This window comes from Paracerasibacillus soli, from assembly GCF_042432965.1.
Classification (GTDB): domain Bacteria; phylum Bacillota; class Bacilli; order Bacillales; family Amphibacillaceae; genus Paracerasibacillus; species Paracerasibacillus soli.
This window is the reverse complement of record NZ_JBHLWL010000020.1, coordinates 1-20,486: the sequence shown is the minus strand read 5'-3', so window position 1 is coordinate 20,486 and position 20,486 is coordinate 1. Positions and strand designations below refer to the sequence as shown.

The following is a 20,486-nucleotide window of genomic DNA, read 5'->3' as shown; positions in this document are numbered from 1 at the left end:
GAATGAACAAAATAAATTACAGTATATACTTATTATTATCGGTAAAATGAGGTAGAATCTTAAATGGTTATAAATGGATGAGGGAAACCGACGATGGGGATAAAAAGAGACAACTTTGAATAAATTCCTTCACCATGTGTAGATATAAGATAAAATGAAACAATAAATTTAAATGACAAAGAAGGACAAACAACGATGAAAATACAAATTATCACAGTTGGAAAATTAAAAGAGAAATATTTAAAACAAGGCATGGAAGAGTATGTGAAGCGGTTGAATGCCTATGTAAATATGCAAGTCATGGAAGTACCAGATGAAAAGGCACCAGAAAATTTAAGTAAGGCAGAAGAAATCGAAGTAAAACGTAAGGAAGGTGAAAAAATCCTCGCCCACATCCATCCAGATACATATGTTATTACATTAGAAATCAAAGGAAACATGATCACATCCGAACAACTTGCAGCAAAAATCGACGACCTCGCAACATATGGAAAAGGTAAAATCGCCTTTGTAATCGGCGGGTCATTAGGGTTGAGTGAAGCCGTCATGAAGCGGAGCAACTATGCATTGTCGTTTTCCAAGATGACATTTCCACATCAGCTGATGCGATTGGTGTTGGTAGAGCAGGTGTATCGGGCGTTTCGGATTATGAGGGGGGAACCGTACCACAAATAGAGGCAAAAATCGTTGAAGATAATGTGGTAATTCTTTATCGGAAGCGGGTATTGAAAATGTATGTTCATTATCCGTTTCACGATATAACAAGTGGATTAATGTAAAAGTTTTCGATATGTGTAGTTCTGAAAAATTAAATTCAAGTTCTAGGTAATTTATACTTTTTGATTTGTCATTTTGTTTAATTGTAATATTATCAATTAACAACTGTAGCAATTGATAATAATTCTTTTGATTGTACAATAGAAAATCTAAGTTTTGCTCCCAATAACGTTAATATTGCCAAAGGTCAAACGTATGATATTGAAAGGGTTGAAGCGATTCCAATAGTTGCGATTAATATGTATAAAGATTTTGAAACAGGAAAATATCAAATTACTGTTGGTTTTAATAATTGGGTGGTTAAGAAAACAGAAGATGGATTAACTCCAATGAATGCAATCCGGCTAGTTTACGTGGATGATTACGGACGCACATTTATGGATGCACAAGATATCTTATACGAACTCACGACGAATGGTATTATTAATCCAAAAAAATTAAACCATATATACATGGAAGAAGAACCAACAGTACTATATGAATTTAAATAAGGAGAAATTAGGACTGGTGTAATTGAAGTTGGTGGTAAGATGCATATAATACTTGATGAACACACTCGCCTTATAAAAGTTGCTCCTAATAAAAACCTTTACGAAAGGGAATTTTAAATTCCTAATTGCCAGATTATATTTTTGACTTCTTTACATGTACATTACTGGGTGGTTTGCAATAACTGGGAGCATTCTAATTGAATAGTATGTTGCATTGGTGAAAAGGGTGGAAAAGGAAGTAAAATCTTTTAGACCAGTTTGAGGGGATGGTAGGAAAATGCTTAAAAAAACTAACATAAACAATGGTTTAATTACTTTGAGTCACAATGATTATGGATATCAAGAGGTAATCGATGATTTCACCTCTGCAAAGGAAATCATTATTGTTACTTTTAATATTTCTAAAAATGATACACGATTATTAGACGAATTGAAAATGTTAGATGAGAATGTATCGGTGACATTTATAACGAATTTACCGCAAAGACATGAAAAGTATTTTAGAAGTAATCAAATGAAGACACCAGCTGATCGGGCTTTAGAAAATATTAAAGACTATTTTAATCAATTAGATCGTGATAACTATAATTGTGATTTAACGGTCTATTTCTGTTATGAAAATCATTCTAAAATTATTATGACTGAAAATATAGCATATATTGGTTCAGGTAACTTCTCTGATGAAAGTAAAAATAATGTGGAAGCAGGAATTATACTTACCGATTACGAAGATATAAAAGCTGTAAAAAAGCAATTAATACCAGAAATCATAAGTTGTTCTATTAGATATACAACTTCTTTTTATACCATTTATATGGAATATGTAGCAGATTGGTTAGTTGAATGTAACGATTTCTTTGATCATTTAGATATGGGTATTTTTACATATGCTGAAGTTAGATATGCACTTGAGAAAATGGTTCTCGACTTAACCAATGCATCCATATCCCTTGAAAAATTAAATAGATTTACAGAAATGATAAATGAGGCTAAAGATTTAATACAAGTTATGGTCCTTAATGAGTTTGATCAATATATAGATATAGGTATAGTTCATAGAATAAACAAATTACTAATCTTACTAGATACCCAAGTTCAAAAATTAGAAGGTTTGTTGGAGGAATTATCCAGTTTTGACTTTCAAGAATTGCAAATTAATTATGCACAAAAAATGCATGAGTACCATTCAGGAGATCCCGATGATTTAAATTATGCTTTTGAAGAAGGACAGCGGAAAGCCCATGAAGATTTTCAGGAAATAACTGAGCGATTTATCGGTTTAGATGGATATTTTGAAAGAATCCAAATTAGAATACCAAAGTTAATACAGTTGTTAGTTAATGAAATCGAAAATATTACTGATATCCTAAAAAGTGAAAGCATATATGAAAACCGTTCATCTATAAATAATACAAATAAAGAATTTTAAAACCTAACATCTGTGCAATGTTAGGTTTTCTGCATTAATCTCAAGATTATATTTATTTATTTTCTATTAATTCATGGGACTTTTCTTACAATACTTTATATCCTCTATTAAACACGTAGTTACTTCGAGAGGCTTGATACACAACGATGTTTTCAAACCCTGTTCTACTGCCATTTTTAAAACACTTATTTATGATTAATTGATTATGATTAGTATTCGTGGTGCAAAATACATTTAACTTCTTATAAATCTTGTGATAGACATTGGTTCTTCTTCTAATCTCTTTTATATATTCAGGATTTAGAGAGCGATTGCTATCAATTTCATTACCACTTTTAATAAAAATGGTAGGAAGATGAGCCTTATTTGTTGGAATTTGGCTATCAGTAATTTCATAGGTATCAACCAGTACCAAATTCAACTCATTTGATGGATTATCCATATTCTTTTCGATGACATTAATTGATTGAACCTTTTCTTCTACGTCACTATCAACAATCACTTCAGGGAAAATATCCTTGAATAGTAATTTGTACTGTAGATACATTGGTACTCTTACTAAGCTAACCTTCCCATAGCCAAGTATTTTGCTGGCCAACCAATAAACCCATATCGGATACTCGCTATATTTGTTACCAGTGTTAAATAATTTGTCCTTATTTGCTTTTGTTCTCCAAATATAAATAATTATAGATAATACAACCCCGCCAATAATAGAAATTACTCGTTCATTATTAATAATATTTTTTATCATTTCATCAAAATTTGATGTATCCATACCTATCAGGGAGAGAATTCCATAAGCAATCTCTTGAAGTGGGTAAAAGATACTTACTATTGCTGGTAACAAGATTAATAAACATTGAAATATGACCTTATTCACTATCGATATCACTCCTTCATATTAATTTATCATTATGCATAAGGTATTAATTTTCGCATACGTTTCTGCATTTGATTTTCTTTCCACTTATCGTAATAAAGAGAAATAATATCTTTATCTATAGAAAATTCCTTCCGAGTCATCACCTCTCTATATTCAACTATTTTTTTATGGAAAGAACATTTTGTTACTATGCGTTTACAACCACACGGGCATTTCTTCTTATTACCTCTATTTGGTTTTTGACTTAATATATCTAGTAAGTTAATTACCTGATCAATATATTTAAGTTCAAAAACTTCCACATAATCCTGAATAATACCATCTATACCGTGGTATAACTCGCCAAATACAAATTTTTCCTCACCTTGAAGTCTAAGTGAAATTGCATAGAAGTATGGAACCACACATGAATGAATAAAGCCATCTAAAGTAGGGTTGTCCTTAATACGCTTCTTCAAGCTCATTGGTGATCCTAAACATAGAGATGAATCGGGATACGCATGATAATCCAACGTTTTGGGAAATCTTTCTCCAATTTCGTAGACAGTCGGAATCTCTTTAGGGTAACTTTTAGGAATCACAATCCTAATTGAAAACTCGTCCTTTATATTTCCGTAGGAGTCATTCTTTATATCGAAAGCCAAAGTCCCTTTAACAACATACTCTTCGTTATTTGAAGGTGCTAAAGACATTTGAGGGTTGCTTTCTAAAAAACCTTCTAAATCTTTAATGTTAATATGCATCACCCCAAGGCTTTGGTGGATTTATTGGTAAGCTTGTGACATTTCTCTGCTTATTACCATTAAGATTGTATGTCTTATTTAATAAGCTGTTATCTATATTCAAGGAGAATTTATTACTTAATATTAAACTAGCTGTTTCATAACTTTCCGTTTTTAATAAGTTGTTAAAATCAACTTTCGCTTGTAATAACCAGTTTTTGAAATTCCCTTCTAAATCTAATTTTTTCCCTGCCAACGTATCCCATCTGTCTGTAAAGTCCTCATTGGGATTTACAGGGTTAGGAACTCTGGGAGTACTAGGGTTAATATATGTTGGCATATTTTCCAATAGATTTATCAATGCTTCTCCTAAATTCAATTCTCCATTATAGGCTCTAGCCGCCAAAGTGGTTATAATAATAGAAATCGGCTTACTATCATCATCTCCAAACATATTATCACGATGTCTCTTTAACAATTGAATACATCTTTGAAGAATGGTTTTTCTGCTATAAATTGGAACAGGCGTTATGGAAGAACGATTGTATATTCCGAAGTCGCCCATTGTCATGCGACTCTCAAACCATTTCAAATATCCTTCTGGATTACTAATATTCCAGTCTTGCGAGATAATGGAGTAATTATCAAGTCGATCATCAGTAATGTTTATAGCAGCGTCAACCACAGATTTGTTTAAGGATTCTTCATAATTGAAAACATCTTCTAATTGTTTTTTGTAGACCGATTGGATATCAATATTTAATGGTATACATGGAACTATATCTAAATGAAATTTAATTTCGTCCATATACTCCAATCTCCAACAGCGGTGCTTCTCTTCTAGTTCCTGCTTGATCCCCTTCGCTACACGATAGCTTTCTAGTTCAGTACCGATCATTTCTTTTAATTGTTCCTGTGTAAACAAAGATTTAAAATTAGGGACATTGATTTTACAACCCATGTCTAAATCATATTCTTCTTGTTCGCTAATTGGCTTTATAGTAGTACCTAATGCAAAAGATCCTTGAGGAAATATGTTTATATCTACATCTTTAAAAGTACTATTTTCTCTATTAAACCACTCTCCCAATGACTTATATCTTTGAATGGTTTTTTCAACAACATACTCAGGTAAATCTAGTTGCTCAATCATTTCTTCTAAAATACCTTTTTTATATATTGTTTTAGGCATTACAAATCCCCTTTCGTATTGTTTATCAATTGGTTGATGTTACTAATCATCGCACTAAATATAGTAACATAGAATATTTGTTCCTACAACATATTGTGTTATTGGTAGTCTATTAAAAAGAATAGCGTATATCAGTAGGTGACTTTTTAAGAGGCGTATTATTATTTCCTCGTTATTAAATTCGAAAACAACATTCTTTATTGGACGGTCCCTAGGTTAGGTTTTGCCGGATATCGTGGCTTTCCGTATAAATTATATTCTTCACCATTAGAACAAGTCCACATCTTCTATTGCTGATTGATTTTCTGATTAAAATAAAATTTATAAAAACAACGTTTAGAGAACATTGTATTGACTATCATAGTGCTGTAACCTATGGTAACGCTGAAAATAAATTTCGTTTTCGTCCAGATGCTAAGATTAAATTAGAGAATAATAGGACTTACACGATTGAAATTGATAGAGGTAGCGAAATTCATGAACAGTTTTGTGAAAAATTCAGAGCGTACCGACATTATTTTGAAACAGCAAAACAAAGTGAATTAGATGTTAGGCTTGCCGGAGTTATTTTTATCGGGGGAAGATAAAAATAAAAAACATGACATGAAACGTAGATAGAAGACTATCACAAAGTTAATCCCATTATGACAACTGTCGGTGATATTAATAAAACAATATGTAGTATCTTTGCATGTGTATAGTGTAAATTGTAAAATGAATATATGGGACAATAGTTATTCGGATGAATTATTGTATTTTCCAAATAGTCTTCTAGGACCAAGGTTTTCCCCATTTCTGAAGTAACAAATAAAATGGGTATAAGAGCGTTTATTTTATATGGAAAACTCTTATTAATGATATATGAGACACGTTGAATAAGAATGTATGTATAAACAGGGAGGAAAAGAAATGATTACATCAGATGATATTAAAAGAAGATTATGGGATGGCGCTAATGACCTTAGGGGATCAATGGATGCCAGCCGTTATAAAGATTATATGTTAGGTTTAATGTTCTATAAATTCCTTAGTGATAAAACACTTGAAACATTTACTGAAAAAAGTGGTGCTAAAGGGAATGAGGAAGAAATTGTCCAAGCCTATGAAGAGGCTTACGAAAGTTATGGGGACAATCTTATCAATATGATACAAAACGTCCTTGGATATTATGTCTTACCGAAATACTTATACCAGACGTGGTTAAAAGATATTCGTGAAGGTACATTTGAATTAGAGAAGGTAACAGAGAGCTTACAGAACTTTGAACGTACGGTAGCCACAACTGGAGATATCGATGACTTTAAAGGTCTTTTTTCTAGTTCTACGATTGATTTAACAGACACTGCGTTAGGAAGTAACTTGAACGCTCGAAGTAAAAACATTCGTAAGTTAATTGAGTTATTCGCCGATTTAGATATGGTTGCACTTCAAAAAGGTGATGTGTTAGGAGATGCTTACGAATATTTAATCGGCCAGTTTGCGATGGAGTCGGGAAAAAAGGCTGGAGAGTTCTATACGCCCCGTCAAGTAAGTGAAGTCATGGCACAAATTGTTGCTAAAACTACGGAGGTAAAATCGATTTATGACCCTACTGTTGGATCGGGTTCATTACTTTTAACGGTTAGTCGATATTTAACAGAAGATAACCGAAAGGAACTCCATTATTATGGGCAAGAAAAAAATACAGCTACATATAACTTAACACGAATGAATTTATTACTACACGGTGTTCGACCGGAAAAAATGACTGTGAATAATGGTGATACACTAGGGCAAGATTGGCCTGAAGATCCGGAACGTCCCAATGAGGGTGTTCAGTTTGATGCGGTCGTGATGAATCCACCTTACTCAGTTAAAAATTGGAATCAAGAAGACATAAAAGTAACAGACCCACGCTTTGAAGTTGCTGGAGTTTTACCACCAGACTCTAAAGGTGATTATGCATTTTTATTACATGGTTTATTCCACTTAGGTCAAGAAGGTACGATGGCAATTGTTCTTCCACATGGTGTGCTATTCCGTGGAGGGGCAGAAGGGGAAATTCGTAAACGACTATTAGAGAAAAACTATATCGATACAGTCATTGGCCTACCGGATAAACTGTTTACGAATACAGGCATTCCTGTAACTGTAATGATTTTGAAAAAGAACCGAAAGCTAGATGACCCTGTTCTTATGATTGATGCTTCTAAATCCTTCGTAAAAGAAGGAAAACAGCACGTCTTACAAGAAAAGGATATAGCTAAAATTGTGGATACGTATATTGAACGAGAAAATGAACTGGGCTACAGTTATCAAGCAACAAAAAAAGACATTATAGAAAATGAATATAATTTAAATATTCCACGTTATATTGAAGCGGTAGAAGAAGATATAGCGCATGATGTGGATGCGCATTTATATGGTGGCATCCCATTAAACCAAATAAAAAAACTAACAGTGTTACACGATATGGCAAAAGATGTTTTATACGATGGATTTACTGAAGTACGCCCAGGTTATGCAGAATTAACACAATCAGTTAAAGACTTAACAGAAGAAGTATTAACACATGAAAACGTACAAAAACAAATTAAAGCACTAACAGAGGTAACAAAGTCCTATATGGATACATATTGGGAAAAGTTAAAAACGGTGGCTGATGTGAATGATATTGAACCGTTAAAAGAAGAAATGCTATCGGAAATTAAAAAGCTATTAACACAATTTAATCACGTTAATACGTATGATGGTTATCAAATTATTGCGGAGTTATGGGAAAACATTCTTTCCGAAGATACGGAGAAAATTGCGATTAGCGACTTTTACACAGTTGGAAAAACACGCGAAGCAAATATGGTTACAAAAGGTTCTGGTAAAACGAAGCGAATAGAACAAGATGGTTGGGTTGGAGCAATTGTGCCGAATGAACTTATATTAAAGGAGCTCTATACAGTAGAACTACATGATGTGGAAACACAAAAAGATGCTTTAGCAGCTATTAATGATGAAATAAATGAACTCGTTGAAGCAGCAAAGATAGAAGAAAGTGAAGAGGCGCAAATCTTAGGCGATGCATTGAATGCTAGAGAAGACGACTTTACTATATCAGCAGTTAGAGCTGAAATAAGGAAAGTTGCAAAAGATACAGATGAATATACCTTATTGGAAAAGGTAAGAAAACTATTAGATGAAAAATCATCTTTAAACAAATCAATTAAAGAAAAAGAAAAAGCATTAAATGAACAAGTCGAAGAAAGAATTGAAAAATTAATGAATGAAGAAATCAATCAACTCATGTATAAAAAGTGGTTTGGTTCATTAATAGACAATATCACAAAACTTGTAGAAGTACCGCTTAAAAATGAACTGGATACTTTGAAAGAATTAAAGGAAAGATATGCTGATACGCTAGAAAACATTGAAGCAGAAAGTAAATCAATAGAAGCGCAATTTGAAGCGATGCTATCAGAACTGGTGGTGACAGAATGATAGGAGGAAAAAAATTGGTCCCTAAAAGGCGATTTATAGAATTTTTAAATAAAGGTCATTGGAAACAGTCTAGTATGAGAGAGGTAGTAGATGTGTACGATGGTACTCATCAAACTCCAAAATATAAAGAGAGTGGTATCATGTTTCTATCGGTGGAAAATATTCACTCACTCACATCTAATAAATATATATCACATGAAGATTTTAAACGTGACTTCGAGATATTCCCCGAAGCGGGTGATATATTAATGACACGGATAGGAGATATTGGTACAGCTAATGTTGTAGAATCTAATGAATATAAAGCATATTATGTTAGTCTGGCCTTGTTGAAAAAAGGAAAATTGGATCCTTATTTCTTGAAAGAAAGCATACATTCAGCAACTGTAAAAAGAGAATTATGGCATAGAACTCTACACATAGCATTTCCAAAAAAGATTAATATGGATGAAATAGGAAAAGTATTGATAAACTATCCATGTACTTTAGAGCAACAAAAAATCGGTGAGTTTTTTAAGGTTCTAGATGAAAGAATTGCAAATCAAGAACGGAAGATTGCTAAAGTAGAAGCATTAAAGTCTGCATATTTAACCGAAATGTTCCCACAAGAAGGAGAAAACGTACCGAAAAGAAGGTTTAAAGGGTTTAAAGGAGGATGGAAAGTACATACATTAGGAGAATTAGCTAGTATAAACACTGGTGATAGTGATGTTAAGGACTCTATTTCTAACGGAGTATATCCATTTTTTATAAGATCTAAAAATATCTCAAGAAGTGATACTTACTCTTTTGATGGAGAAGCTATTCTGATTCCTGGGGAAGGAAAATTAGGTGATATTTTCCACTATTATAATGGCAAATTTAATTATCATCAAAGAGTATATAAAATATCAGACTTTAATGAAGATGTAAATGGTAGATTCATTTATTATACAATGAATCATACATTTAAAAAGCATGCATTAAAAGAAACAGTTAAAGCAACTGTTGATTCATTAAGGCTCCCTACATTGACCAGTTATCGATTGTTATTACCAACTGTTCAAGAGCAACAAAAAATCAGTGAATTTTTCAAAAACTTAGATGATCAAATTAGAACTGAAGAAAAAAAACTAGAAAAGCTAAAGAAAATGAAAGAGGCTTATTTAGAAGAAATGTTTGTGTAGAGAGGAGGTTATGCTATGAGTAATGGGCGAAAGAATGCGGCGGAAAGGGCTTTTCAAGATAAGTTCGTTACGAAATTACAGCAATATAAATGGAAAGCACCAGATTTTCTTAATGGTAATAAACAAAAGGTAACGGTACAAGATTTAGTCAATTTTTGGCGTAAGGAACTGAACCGAATGAATGCGGATGTCTTAGAAAGTGTTCCTTTAACAGATAATGAATTTGCTCAAGTGATGGCAAAAGTATCGCAAATTGAAAACAGTTATGAAGCAGCAAAGTTATTAGCAATGGAACAATCGACTGGGAAAATTGATGGCATTTATCGAGATTCTCATCCAGATGTAACACGCGAACAAATTACATTGACCATCTTTAAAAAAGCGCAGGTGCGTGGTGGAGATTCAAGTTATAATATCGCAAGAGAAGTAGAAACACCGAACGGAAATCGTTTTGATATCGTTTTACTCATTAATGGTCTACCACTCATTAACATTGAACAAAAGCGTACAGATAAGTCGTTAGAAGAAGCATTTAATCAGTTTAAACGTTATTATGCAGATGGTGAATATGTAAATAATTTTATGGCATTTTCGCAGATGATGGTGATGACATCTGAAGTAGCTACACGTTACTTTGCAACACCAAAATCAATTCAAGCGTTTAATCCAAGCTTTGTTTTCCATTGGGCAGACAAATATAATCAATCGATTAATCATTGGGAAGATGTCGTTGGTTACTTCTTAATGATTCCAATGGCACACCAAATGGTTGGCGATTATTTAGTTATTGATGAAGCAAGAGAAGAGGAAAATCGTAAACATATGTTATTACGCCCTTATCAAGTACATGCTTTGCAAGCTATCGAAGGTGCTGCACTAGGGTGGGATAATGATGATAAAATTCCTCGTGGTGGATTTGTTTGGCATACAACAGGTTCTGGTAAAACGATCACGAGTTTTAAAACAGCCTTATTTTTATCAACTAGAGCAGGATTTGATAACGTTGTTTTCTTAGTAGACCGGAAGGAACTCGACAGTCGTACGAGTGATAATTTCAAAGCGTATGCACAATACGAATCAGTAACCGTTGATGATACAGCACATACCTATCAGTTACGTAGACTTTTATCATCTGCTAGTGCAGGTATCGTTGTAACGACAACGTTTAAATTAAATAATCTTGTGAAAGATCTAGTTGAAGCGAAGGATGAAAATTTAGCAAATAAGAAAATCGTCTTTATTATTGATGAAGCTCATCGAACGACAATGGGTGACATGATGGTAACCATTAAAAATTACTTCCGGAAAAATGGTCTGTTTTATGGCTTTACTGGGACACCCTTATTTGACGAAAATAAGATTAAAGGTATGGTCAATGAGAAGAGTGAACTTATCGATACAACAGAAAAGCTTTTCGGACCACTATTGCATCAATATACGATAGATGAAGCAATTGCAGATAAAAACGTATTAGGATTTCATGTTGACTACATAAATACCGGAGAGTTTGAAAGTTACGATACGTTACGTGAGCAAATTGTTGATTATAGACTAGCTGAACAACCAGACATGCCAAAAAGAAAACTAGAAAGACAAGTATATGAACTTTCTGAGTTGGAAGTAGAAAAAGAAGCAAAAAAACGCAAACTAATGTTTTATCATGATGAAACACATATTCCGAGAGTAGTTGAGGAAATATTAAACAACTGGGAATACCAATCACAACGTAAATTCTTCAATGCTATTTTAACGGTTGCATTTAAACATCGAGTAATAGCTTACTATGAAGAGTTTAAAAAGCAATTAGCCAAACGAGATGATATTGCGATTAACGTGGCGATGACATTTAGTTTTGGAACAGACGCAGATAAAGAACCTACCGACCCAGAATTAATTAAAACGATGTTCAAAGATTATGCAGCTTTCACTGGAATTGAATATGCTTACGGTGATAAACGACGAGGAGAAGATGCATATTATGAAGATGTCGTTGAACGAGCAACACGCGGTGGAAGTGGTCGGAATCCGAAGAATATTGACCTTGTTATTGTTGCGGATCAGTTACTAACGGGTTATGATTCTAAATTTATTAACACGTTATATGTGGACCGTTCACTTGCACTACAAGGATTAATTCAAGCCTATTCACGCACAAACCGAATTTATGGGAAAGAAAAGGAATTTGGTACGATTATCAACTTCCAGTACCCAAGAATAACGGGAGAAACAGTAAATGAAGCACTCATTTTATACGGAAGTGGCGGAAAGAGTAGTAAGGCAATTGTAGAACCTTATCCTGTAGCAGTAGATGAATTTGTAAAATCCTCACAAGAAGTGATACAGATATTACAAGACCCAACGGCATGGCAAACCTTAGAAAAAGATGAAGCGGCAAAGGAAACCTTTGTAAAGGCTTTTAAAAAGGCAAACGCCCAATTAAATACGATTCAGCAATATTATGAATTTGCCTGGGTAGATGAAGCATTCGGTATAACAGAACATGAATGGATGCGTTATGTTGGTGCATATCGAAATGTAACAAGAGATGATAATCAGGACGATGATCCAGTAGACTTACCAGTATTACCATTAGGTGAAGCAAAACTAGCTGGTACACAAACAATTGATGCATATTATATTATTCAATTAATCGGGGATAAAGCCACTTCGACAAATGGAAAACAAATAGTGGATGCGGAAACATTACGGATTGTTTACCAACATATTGAAGAATTAAGTAATATGGGTGATTTTGAACAAGCAGAGCTACTGAAGCAATTTGTAGAAGATGAATTAGAACCTGGCAATATATCAAGTAATGTGAACTTTGATGAAGCGTATGAAGAATGGAAGCGAAGCAAATTAAAAGATGAAATTTATAAAGTGTCCCGGGAGTGGGGACTTAATGAAATGATTTTTGAGAAATCGGTAGAAACCTATTCAACAGCAAATCCAAAGGAAATTCCTTATATCGATGAATTAACAAGTAATGTTGATTATGATTCGATTGATAACCCAAAAACTAGTAACTTATTGGAACATAATATGGAGCTCATGAAAGTACTACCAGAGATTGTACCGAAAATTAAGAGGAAGTATAAATAGAAAGAGAGGTTCTTGTTACAATTCATAAAGTAGATGCAGGGACAGGTAAATGTTTCAATAAGTTTGTATATAACAATGTAGGACAAGTGCCCTGTCTCTATCGACGCGTTTCAGCCTTTTTACGAAGCAACAATGCTAAAAGAAGAAGTAAACCTAAATTTAATTTACGATACGCATAGTAAAGTAAATTACGTAAATTTGCTTTGTACATGATGATATTACTTAAGTGATGAAAATTGTGAAACAAGTACAAAAGAAATAAGACTAAAAGTTTATTAGATTGCTTGTCGGATTTATTCAAACGCGTCATCCGGCGTTACGGACATTTACCAGAAGATACCCAATATGAATTCAGAATGACATCACGTAACTTCGGTAAATAGTATTAACTTTGTCGCATAGTTAGATCGCACATTTGATATAGAGCTACTAGAGGAAAACATTTACACAAGCTATTTATTGAAGTTTATCCCTAAAGAAAAGCGTGAAAAGGTGGATATTGCAGATAAAGTAAAACTTGAATATTATTAGCTGCAAAAGGATTTTGAAGGCGAAATAATGCTTGTTGCTGAAAATGAAGAGGGTGGGGAATTAAAGCACCCTGAAGAATTTAATGCTAACGTAAAGCCAGTAGAAGAACGTGATTCCTTAGAAGAGATTATCCATCGAATTAGCGAACGGTTCCCAGATGAATTTTCACCACAAGATCGAGTAATTGTTGATACATTGCACAAGGCATTTACTCAAGAAGTGGATGCAAAAATAGTAAATATGGCTAGAAATAATAGCCAAGAAATGTTTGAAAATAGCTTGTTTAAGGATGTATTTCTTGATTGAGTAATGGATGAGTACACGACGAATTCAGAAGCCTATTAAAGATTGATTGGATCTGACGATTCTTACTTTAAAACTGTCTATGCATTTATTGCTGCGGATGTTTATAAGACTTTGCGGTCGGAAGTGTAAGATAGCATCTTGTGGAGTTAATGATAGAGTATACTAAGGTAAGGGATTAGGTACAGCAAGAATCAAAGATGAATATAGTTTATAACAGCAGATGTCAGTCATTTATAGTAAAGGTTACGTGAAGGAACCTTTATTGGATGATTGACATTTTTATTTTGTGAATGAGTTATTGTCTTGAATTTTAAAAATACCAATCCAGTCTTGGGATAATTCACACAAGTTACCCTGAATTCATCCTTACTATCTAGAATGGAGGTTTTTGTAATGGGAAAGAATTTATCAGCTGTCGCCATTGAATTATTAAAAGAGGCACTATGCAGTATATACTGGTACAAAAATAATTTGAGGAGCTTTTTGAGTAATTGTATAAATGATACTAATGTTATTAATCGTCCAGATTGGAATGGTTATAAAAGACAAATAGTCTCGGATATCATTAATGAGCTATGTAGTAATCAGGAACGATACTTAGGCGATATCAGAAGACTTATACATGAAGTAATCAAGATGGAAAGTTTTCATCATCTTGAACAAGTTGAAGATGGAAAAAGGAAGGTAGAAAGAGCAAAGCAAGCTGTTGCTGATCTTAAAAGGGTAGTAGAAGACCAGACACAGAAAATAAAAGAAGAGGAAGAAATTAAAAGAAAAAGATTGGAGAACTTAAAGAAAATCAGATCAAGCCAAGCTGTATTAAGTAAACTGGATGAAATTAAGATAAATTATTTTAGACTTGTTACTTCTAAGGAATATCAAAAAAGGGGATTTGAACTAGAGAAGGTTCTATACGACTTATTTGAACTATTTGATTTAGATCCTAAGGCTTCATTTAGAAATATGGGTGAACAAATTGATGGGGCCTTTTCTCTAGAAGGTACTGATTATTTGTTTGAAGCGAAATGGACGAGTCAATTATCAGGTACTTCAGATTTAGATAGTTTTTCAGGCAAAATTAATAGAAAACTGGATAATACCTTGGGGTTATTCTTATCTATAAATGGATTTTCTGAAGACGCTGTTAGAATACATTCCGTTAGTCGCAGTACTATACTGTTAATGGATGGTTCCGATCTAATGGCTGTACTAGAAAATCAAATAGATTTTTTGTCTCTAATTATAAGAAAGCGGAGACATGCAGCACAGACAGGGAATATATACCTAAAAAATAGTGAGATATTGAATTATTATTAGGAAATATTTTAAATAACTACGGCTCTTTGGTCTGTTCAAGCACAGAGATAAATTAGTACATATATTTATTATTTTCTAGGATTGGAGTACAGTTGATGATTAACAATTTGAACTTAGAGATTATCAATAATAGGGTGGTTAATTATGATGGAATCTAAAAAGACGGTTGGGGAAATTATAGATGAATTATATAATCTATGGCAGGTACATTCTACAAATTGGCCAAATGATAACAACCCATCTCATTTAGAATTTGAACTAAGAGGTTTCAATCCAAATTCCAATGAGCAAATTCAATTAGTGGCTGAGTTATGTTATATTGTACAATCTGGTGCGTGGGAAACATCGTATAGTGCTTTAAAGAAGATGTTGCCAGATCAAGATTTTGAATTTACTACACTTGGAGAAATTAAGAACTATTTTTCGGGAAGAGATTATTCAAGTGATGAAGAAACTCTAAGAGAGTTTATAAAGAATCAACGTAATCCTTTTATACTAGAATTAATATCCCATGTAATGTTAAAATCCATAGAAAACAAAGAAGCATTAGATCCCTTCTCACTTTCATTACAAGGAATACACTATATGCATTTAAGTTCAAAAAAGCAGGGATTAGATTTAGCTGCAATTGCAAAGGATAACTCAAATGAGCAATATTATTTAGTTATTGGTGAATCAAAAAATAGAAAAAGTCCCTCGGAGGGTACAGCAGAAGCACTTGGAGCATTTAAGGAATATGATTCTGGAAAAAAGTGGCCTGATATAAGACAAGTTATGCGTACTGTAGCTAATAGTTTTGAGAGTGTTGAGGGACAATTGAGTGCTTCAATTTCAAAACATATATTATGGAAACAAAAAGTTATATACCGTTTGACAATCGAACATCGAAGTAAAAGACCAAAAAAGGGATCCCAGTTTAGAGAATTTGGAAATAGTACGCCAAATGTTCGTCATACAAAGTTTCGTCAGTGTGAGGCTATTTCTACAAAGAGATTAGATGATTTTTATGAGAGCGTTTCACAAAAGGTTGTTAGTTTTATAGAAAGTAAGGAAAGGGAATTAAATTCTTATGCTTGATAGATATGCTAAGGAAAAATACGAGGTAGCAGCAGAGTTATTAGATGAAATAAATGGTGAAGATATAAGGTTACTATTACTTCAAATTACAATAGAAGTATCTAAAAGGAATCTTTTAGAAGAAGAAAAACAATTGTCAAGCAAGGAATATGATACAACGACCTTAAAGAGATTAGCAGAATCATTATTATTTAGAATAGTATTTGACAAAGGTCTTTCTAAAGATCAAAAAGAAGCTGCATCTTTGGTCTGCGCCTATGCGTATGAAACATTATGTCCTCCACTATCCGTTGAAACAGATAGTGGATTAGAGAACTATGGATTCTTGAATAGGATTATCTCCTCTTTATTATATTATATAGCAGGCTATGATCCTAATGCGAAATCGATTTCAAATCAGCTAGATAGTTATATATCGAATATAAATGATATGAAAAGCCTCGAAAATATTGCAGTAAAACAATTGTATAATTTTACAAAATTATCAATGGGCCAAGTAAAAGCACATATACAGCCACCAAATATTTCTAATATCAGTGGGTTTAATTCATTAGATGAGCATTGTAGACAAGCTTGTTTATATCACTTAATCAAATGTTTAAATGAATTATCTGAAGAACTTTGTTATGTACATCCAGTATGGAATCGTAATATAAAAATAAATCTAGAGGATTTAATTATTAATTCGAGAGATTGTGGACAAGATACTATAATGCTTCTAGCATCTCTTTTACTATTATTTGAGGATTTATTAAAAGATAGGGCAATATCTACTCTAAAAAGTCCAACCATGTGTAATCCTAATGTGTGGAGCATCCATATGAAGAGATATATAGAAGAGGGAGTCTATTTTATTTGGCCACCACATAGAGATGCTCTATTTAAGGGTTTATTAGATGAAAATACAAATAATATAATAGCAATTCCAACAGGCACGGGTAAAAGTTTAATTGCTGAGCATAAGATTATTTCATATTTACAAACAGGATCTGTAATTCTTTATCTTGCACCTACACTAGCTTTATGTAGACAGATTAATAGAAACATGGAAAAGATTATGGATATACATAACAATGGTAAAGGTAATAGTCTTGTAATAGATGATATAAATGAGTTAGACGAAGATAGAATTTCTGATTCTGAAGAAGATTTAATCTTAGTTATGACACCCGAAAAATGTGTAACATTGATTGCCAATAATCCAGATATGGTGAAGAAATGTAGTCTTTGCATTGTTGATGAATTCCACACTATTTATCATGGCTCTAGAGGTGCGCTTTTGGATTTATTATTAAGTCGAATATCTCAAATTTCTAAAACAACATTTTTAATTATGTCAGCAATTATTGAAAATTCCCCGAAACTCGTAAGTTGGTTGAAAAAACTTAATGGATATAAGATTGGTATTACAGATACTAAATGGAGACCAGCAAGGACATTAAGAGGTTTTGTAAGCCATCCTGAAGAAGAAATAATAAGAGCAAAGAGGGAAGCAGAGAAGAACGGAAAAAAGACATATAAAACCAAATTAAAAACTAATTTGTATTTTTGTGTACAAGATATATGGTCGGACAATAAAAGACAAGCGTATCCCTTTGATCTACCTATAGAAATGGAAGTAAGGTTTAAAAAGGTACTTGATAAATATTACGGAATTGAAAAATGGAGAGTGGAAGGATACGGTAATGATGTTTCCCGACAACTGGGAAACTATTTATCCTCCTGTAATATGCCAGTCTTAATTTTTTCTCAAGGCACAAGGCACTTATTATCAGAAATAGATAAACATCTAAAATTAGGAACCTTTTCACAAAACTTATCAGAGCTTACTAAAGCCTACCTTATTTTGGCAAAAGAGGAACTTGGATACGAGTCAGAACTAGTATTGGGTCTAAAAAATGGTATAGGAATTCATACCCAAGCGTTGCTAGATGAAGAGCAATTGGCTGTAGAAGACTTTTTTAGAAAAAGTTCGAACGGTGTATTAAGTGCAACAGGAACAATATCCCAAGGATTGAATTTAGCTGCAGCAGCAGTAATTATAAATACAACAAAACAATACTCTGAGGAAGAGTCTAAATCTATGTCAAAAACTGAAGTAATCAATATGATTGGAAGAGCTGGTAGACCCGGATTTGGTTTACAGTCATTAGGAATAATTGTTCCGCAATATCCTTCTACAACTACTGAAAGTCATTTTAATCTAGATTCTGATTCAACTATATATCTTGAAAGAGTAGACGGAGTAGAAGAAACTACTTCAGGATTGCTGAATGTAATTAATGACATTACTCAAAAAGAGATTAATGATGAGGGTATTGATGATAATTTTACTTTAATAACTAATGTAGCAGGTGGTTCATCAATTAAATTGAGAAGAGATATGTTAAATAAAACATTAGCTACTCAATTTTTAGAGGATAAAACGTTTGAAGAAGCACTGGATAAATGGAATAACTGGTTAACTACAACTAGATCAGAGGAGAAGGAATTGATTTTGAATGCAGCCGTTAAATCATCTAATAAATCTAGTGTTATAGAAGCTATATATAAGACAATTGATCAAGATGAGATTATTAGTATGCTTAAAGGTAAACATGAAGATAGGGTGTGGATTGATTGGTTATTAAACTGCCTAAATAAACTTGATACTCGATTTATACAAGAAAACATACATGAGTTGTTTACTTCAAGTACTGTAATGATTGAATTTATGAAAGGATGGATAACTGGATATACAATATTAGATTTAGCAAAAATATTAAATAATAGTGGTATCGGCACACTAAATGAAAGTAAGCTAAGTCGGAGTAATAGAACGAGTATTGCTAAAGCAGTCAAGATTATTAAAGAAGGTATTAGAAATATTAGTCATATTACTAATGCATATATAACAATTGTAGACTTGTCTTTAAATTTTGACGAGAGCGAAAGAATCGAGTTTCCTAGTAACTTTTTAGCACTGTCTAACTTTCTGAGGTATGGAGTATCAAGTGAGAAAGCAATAGCTTTAAGGAAGTTAAATTACCCAAGACATATATGCAATAGGTTATCTGGGGTCATACCTGAATACCATTCGTTAAATTCAATAATAAAAACGTGGAAGTCAAGAGGGCAAATAGATGAATTAAAATTGGATGAAAAAGTGGAGCAAGCTTTGATTACGATTTTAAACTAGTCTTTATAGAAGTTGGAGTTATAAAAATTTATGCAGTAGATTACTCTAAAAAAGTATTTAATATACTGAGTTGATTGTTTATTAAAGGTATTTGAATTTCATTACTTTTTAGGTAACTAGTGTTTCCTCTCATGTTATGAAATCAGCATCGGGAGTTTCCCAATGCTGATTTTTGCCTCTTAAATCACCACGGTGAGCCGTACCATAAGTAACATTTAAATTTAATTTCACACTAAATAAGGAGGGGAATCCACTATGCCATCTATCAAAAGTATAAACAAAGCGTTTGGGGAACCGGAATTTAAGGGAATGGCTTTAGACGCTTATCTTACTAGTCAACTTTCTAGTGGTATGTCAACATTAAGCTGAACAAATTTTTTAAGGAACACATACCCTTTTATGGTGTTCAAAGTATTAACGCTCAGTTGTAAAATAGTACGTGCTGTTTGTCACTTGACATGGAGCCTCTGCGGGCAAGATAATGAGCCAGGAAGCCAGATTTATTAAAGAATCTGGCTCAGCCACCAAGGCGGCTATCATGCCCGCCTCTCCACGTAAAGTGAGCGTTTCTCTACTTAATCCTACTCATTTCTGCTTGGTGCTTGCGCTTATATTCGTTAGGAGTAAGATAGTCCAGAGATCCATGAATTCGAATGTTATTAAACCAATTTACGTAATCAAACAGCTCTAGATCAAGTTTCTGCTGACTTTCGAAAACTCTACCACTAACGAATTCAGTTTTAATAGTCTTGAATGTTGCCTCGGCAACCGCATTGTCATATGGTGTTCCTTTTTCACTTAGGGATCTTTCAATACCAAATGTTTCTAGTGCCTCGTC

Annotated in this window: 15 protein-coding genes; 11 read left to right on the top strand and 4 right to left on the bottom strand. The window is 33.1% G+C overall.

Features of this window, described 5'->3' with window-relative positions:
* The first annotated feature begins 195 nt into the window (after positions 1–195).
* From rlmH to ACFFIS_RS06010, 3 genes are all read left to right on the top strand, one after another.
* A complete protein-coding gene (gene rlmH / locus ACFFIS_RS06020; protein ID WP_390186601.1) occupies positions 196–675 on the top strand; it encodes a 23S rRNA (pseudouridine(1915)-N(3))-methyltransferase RlmH in 480 nt (159 codons plus the stop codon).
* A 341-nt stretch (positions 676–1,016) separates the two neighbouring features.
* A complete protein-coding gene (locus ACFFIS_RS06015) occupies positions 1,017–1,268 on the top strand; it encodes a hypothetical protein (RefSeq protein ID WP_390186600.1) in 252 nt (83 codons plus the stop codon).
* Positions 1,269–1,545: 277 nt separating this feature from the next.
* A complete protein-coding gene (locus tag ACFFIS_RS06010) occupies positions 1,546–2,697 on the top strand; it encodes a phospholipase D-like domain-containing protein (RefSeq protein ID WP_390186599.1) in 1,152 nt (383 codons plus the stop codon).
* 85 nt (positions 2,698–2,782) lie between these two features.
* On the opposite strand, the gene ACFFIS_RS06005 is transcribed toward ACFFIS_RS06010, so the two are convergent.
* Genes ACFFIS_RS06005 through ACFFIS_RS05995 form a run of 3 tightly spaced genes read right to left on the bottom strand, consistent with a single transcriptional unit; the run spans position 2,783 to position 5,497 of the window.
* Positions 2,783–3,580, bottom strand: coding sequence for a hypothetical protein (locus ACFFIS_RS06005; protein ID WP_320380743.1), 798 nt, complete (start codon positions 3,578–3,580; stop codon positions 2,783–2,785).
* A 32-nt stretch (positions 3,581–3,612) separates the two neighbouring features.
* Positions 3,613–4,326 (bottom strand): hypothetical protein, encoded by a 714-nt coding sequence (locus ACFFIS_RS06000; RefSeq protein WP_320380742.1) that lies wholly within the window; start codon positions 4,324–4,326, stop codon positions 3,613–3,615.
* Positions 4,316–5,497, bottom strand: coding sequence for a nucleotidyltransferase domain-containing protein (locus tag ACFFIS_RS05995; protein WP_390186598.1), 1,182 nt, complete (start codon positions 5,495–5,497; stop codon positions 4,316–4,318). Before ACFFIS_RS05995 ends, ACFFIS_RS06000 begins: the two co-directional genes overlap by 11 nt.
* Positions 5,498–5,787: 290 nt before the next feature.
* Between ACFFIS_RS05995 and ACFFIS_RS05990 the strand changes: the two genes are divergently transcribed.
* From ACFFIS_RS05990 to ACFFIS_RS05955, 8 genes are all read left to right on the top strand, one after another.
* Positions 5,788–6,084 carry a replication-relaxation family protein gene (locus tag ACFFIS_RS05990; RefSeq protein ID WP_512700592.1) on the top strand — a complete coding sequence of 99 codons (297 nt, stop codon included), beginning with the start codon at positions 5,788–5,790 and terminating at the stop codon, positions 6,082–6,084.
* Between the two features lie 322 nt (positions 6,085–6,406).
* Complete coding sequence (locus tag ACFFIS_RS05985; RefSeq protein WP_320380739.1) at positions 6,407–8,968, top strand: type I restriction-modification system subunit M; 2,562 nt, start codon at positions 6,407–6,409, stop codon at positions 8,966–8,968.
* Positions 8,965–10,134 (top strand): restriction endonuclease subunit S, encoded by a 1,170-nt coding sequence (locus ACFFIS_RS05980; protein WP_390186596.1) that lies wholly within the window; start codon positions 8,965–8,967, stop codon positions 10,132–10,134. Before ACFFIS_RS05985 ends, ACFFIS_RS05980 begins: the two co-directional genes overlap by 4 nt.
* Positions 10,135–10,149: 15 nt before the next feature.
* Positions 10,150–13,239, top strand: a complete 3,090-nt coding sequence (locus ACFFIS_RS05975; protein WP_390186594.1) for a type I restriction endonuclease subunit R — start codon at positions 10,150–10,152, stop codon at positions 13,237–13,239.
* A gap of 558 nt (positions 13,240–13,797) precedes the next feature.
* On the top strand, positions 13,798–14,076 hold the full coding sequence (locus tag ACFFIS_RS05970; RefSeq protein ID WP_390186592.1) for a hypothetical protein: 279 nt from the start codon (positions 13,798–13,800) through the stop codon (positions 14,074–14,076).
* Positions 14,077–14,469: 393 nt separating this feature from the next.
* Complete coding sequence (locus ACFFIS_RS05965) at positions 14,470–15,393, top strand: hypothetical protein (RefSeq protein WP_390186591.1); 924 nt, start codon at positions 14,470–14,472, stop codon at positions 15,391–15,393.
* 147 nt (positions 15,394–15,540) lie between these two features.
* On the top strand, positions 15,541–16,470 hold the full coding sequence (locus ACFFIS_RS05960) for a hypothetical protein (protein WP_390186589.1): 930 nt from the start codon (positions 15,541–15,543) through the stop codon (positions 16,468–16,470).
* On the top strand, positions 16,463–19,648 hold the full coding sequence (locus ACFFIS_RS05955) for a DEAD/DEAH box helicase (protein WP_390186587.1): 3,186 nt from the start codon (positions 16,463–16,465) through the stop codon (positions 19,646–19,648). The genes ACFFIS_RS05960 and ACFFIS_RS05955 overlap by 8 nt, the downstream gene beginning before the upstream one ends.
* Before the next feature lie 571 nt (positions 19,649–20,219).
* Here the strand turns inward: ACFFIS_RS05955 and ACFFIS_RS05950 are convergent.
* Positions 20,220–20,486 (bottom strand): IS3 family transposase (locus ACFFIS_RS05950; protein WP_390186585.1); only part of this gene is annotated, 267 nt, incomplete at its 5' end.

Bases quoted from the DNA above. Each gene is read 5' to 3' on its own strand.
- rlmH (WP_390186601.1), top strand. From the start codon at position 196: ATGAAAATACAAATTATCACAGTTGGAAAATTAAAAGAGAAATATTTA.
- ACFFIS_RS06015 (WP_390186600.1), top strand. From the start codon at position 1,017: ATGTATAAAGATTTTGAAACAGGAAAATATCAAATTACTGTTGGTTTT.
- ACFFIS_RS06010 (WP_390186599.1), top strand. From the start codon at position 1,546: ATGCTTAAAAAAACTAACATAAACAATGGTTTAATTACTTTGAGTCAC.
- ACFFIS_RS06000 (WP_320380742.1), bottom strand. From the start codon at position 4,326: ATGCATATTAACATTAAAGATTTAGAAGGTTTTTTAGAAAGCAACCCT.
- ACFFIS_RS05995 (WP_390186598.1), bottom strand. From the start codon at position 5,497: ATGCCTAAAACAATATATAAAAAAGGTATTTTAGAAGAAATGATTGAG.
- ACFFIS_RS05985 (WP_320380739.1), top strand. From the start codon at position 6,407: ATGATTACATCAGATGATATTAAAAGAAGATTATGGGATGGCGCTAAT.
- ACFFIS_RS05980 (WP_390186596.1), top strand. From the start codon at position 8,965: ATGATAGGAGGAAAAAAATTGGTCCCTAAAAGGCGATTTATAGAATTT.
- ACFFIS_RS05975 (WP_390186594.1), top strand. From the start codon at position 10,150: ATGAGTAATGGGCGAAAGAATGCGGCGGAAAGGGCTTTTCAAGATAAG.
- ACFFIS_RS05970 (WP_390186592.1), top strand. From the start codon at position 13,798: ATGCTTGTTGCTGAAAATGAAGAGGGTGGGGAATTAAAGCACCCTGAA.
- ACFFIS_RS05965 (WP_390186591.1), top strand. From the start codon at position 14,470: ATGGGAAAGAATTTATCAGCTGTCGCCATTGAATTATTAAAAGAGGCA.
- ACFFIS_RS05960 (WP_390186589.1), top strand. From the start codon at position 15,541: ATGGAATCTAAAAAGACGGTTGGGGAAATTATAGATGAATTATATAAT.
- ACFFIS_RS05955 (WP_390186587.1), top strand. From the start codon at position 16,463: ATGCTTGATAGATATGCTAAGGAAAAATACGAGGTAGCAGCAGAGTTA.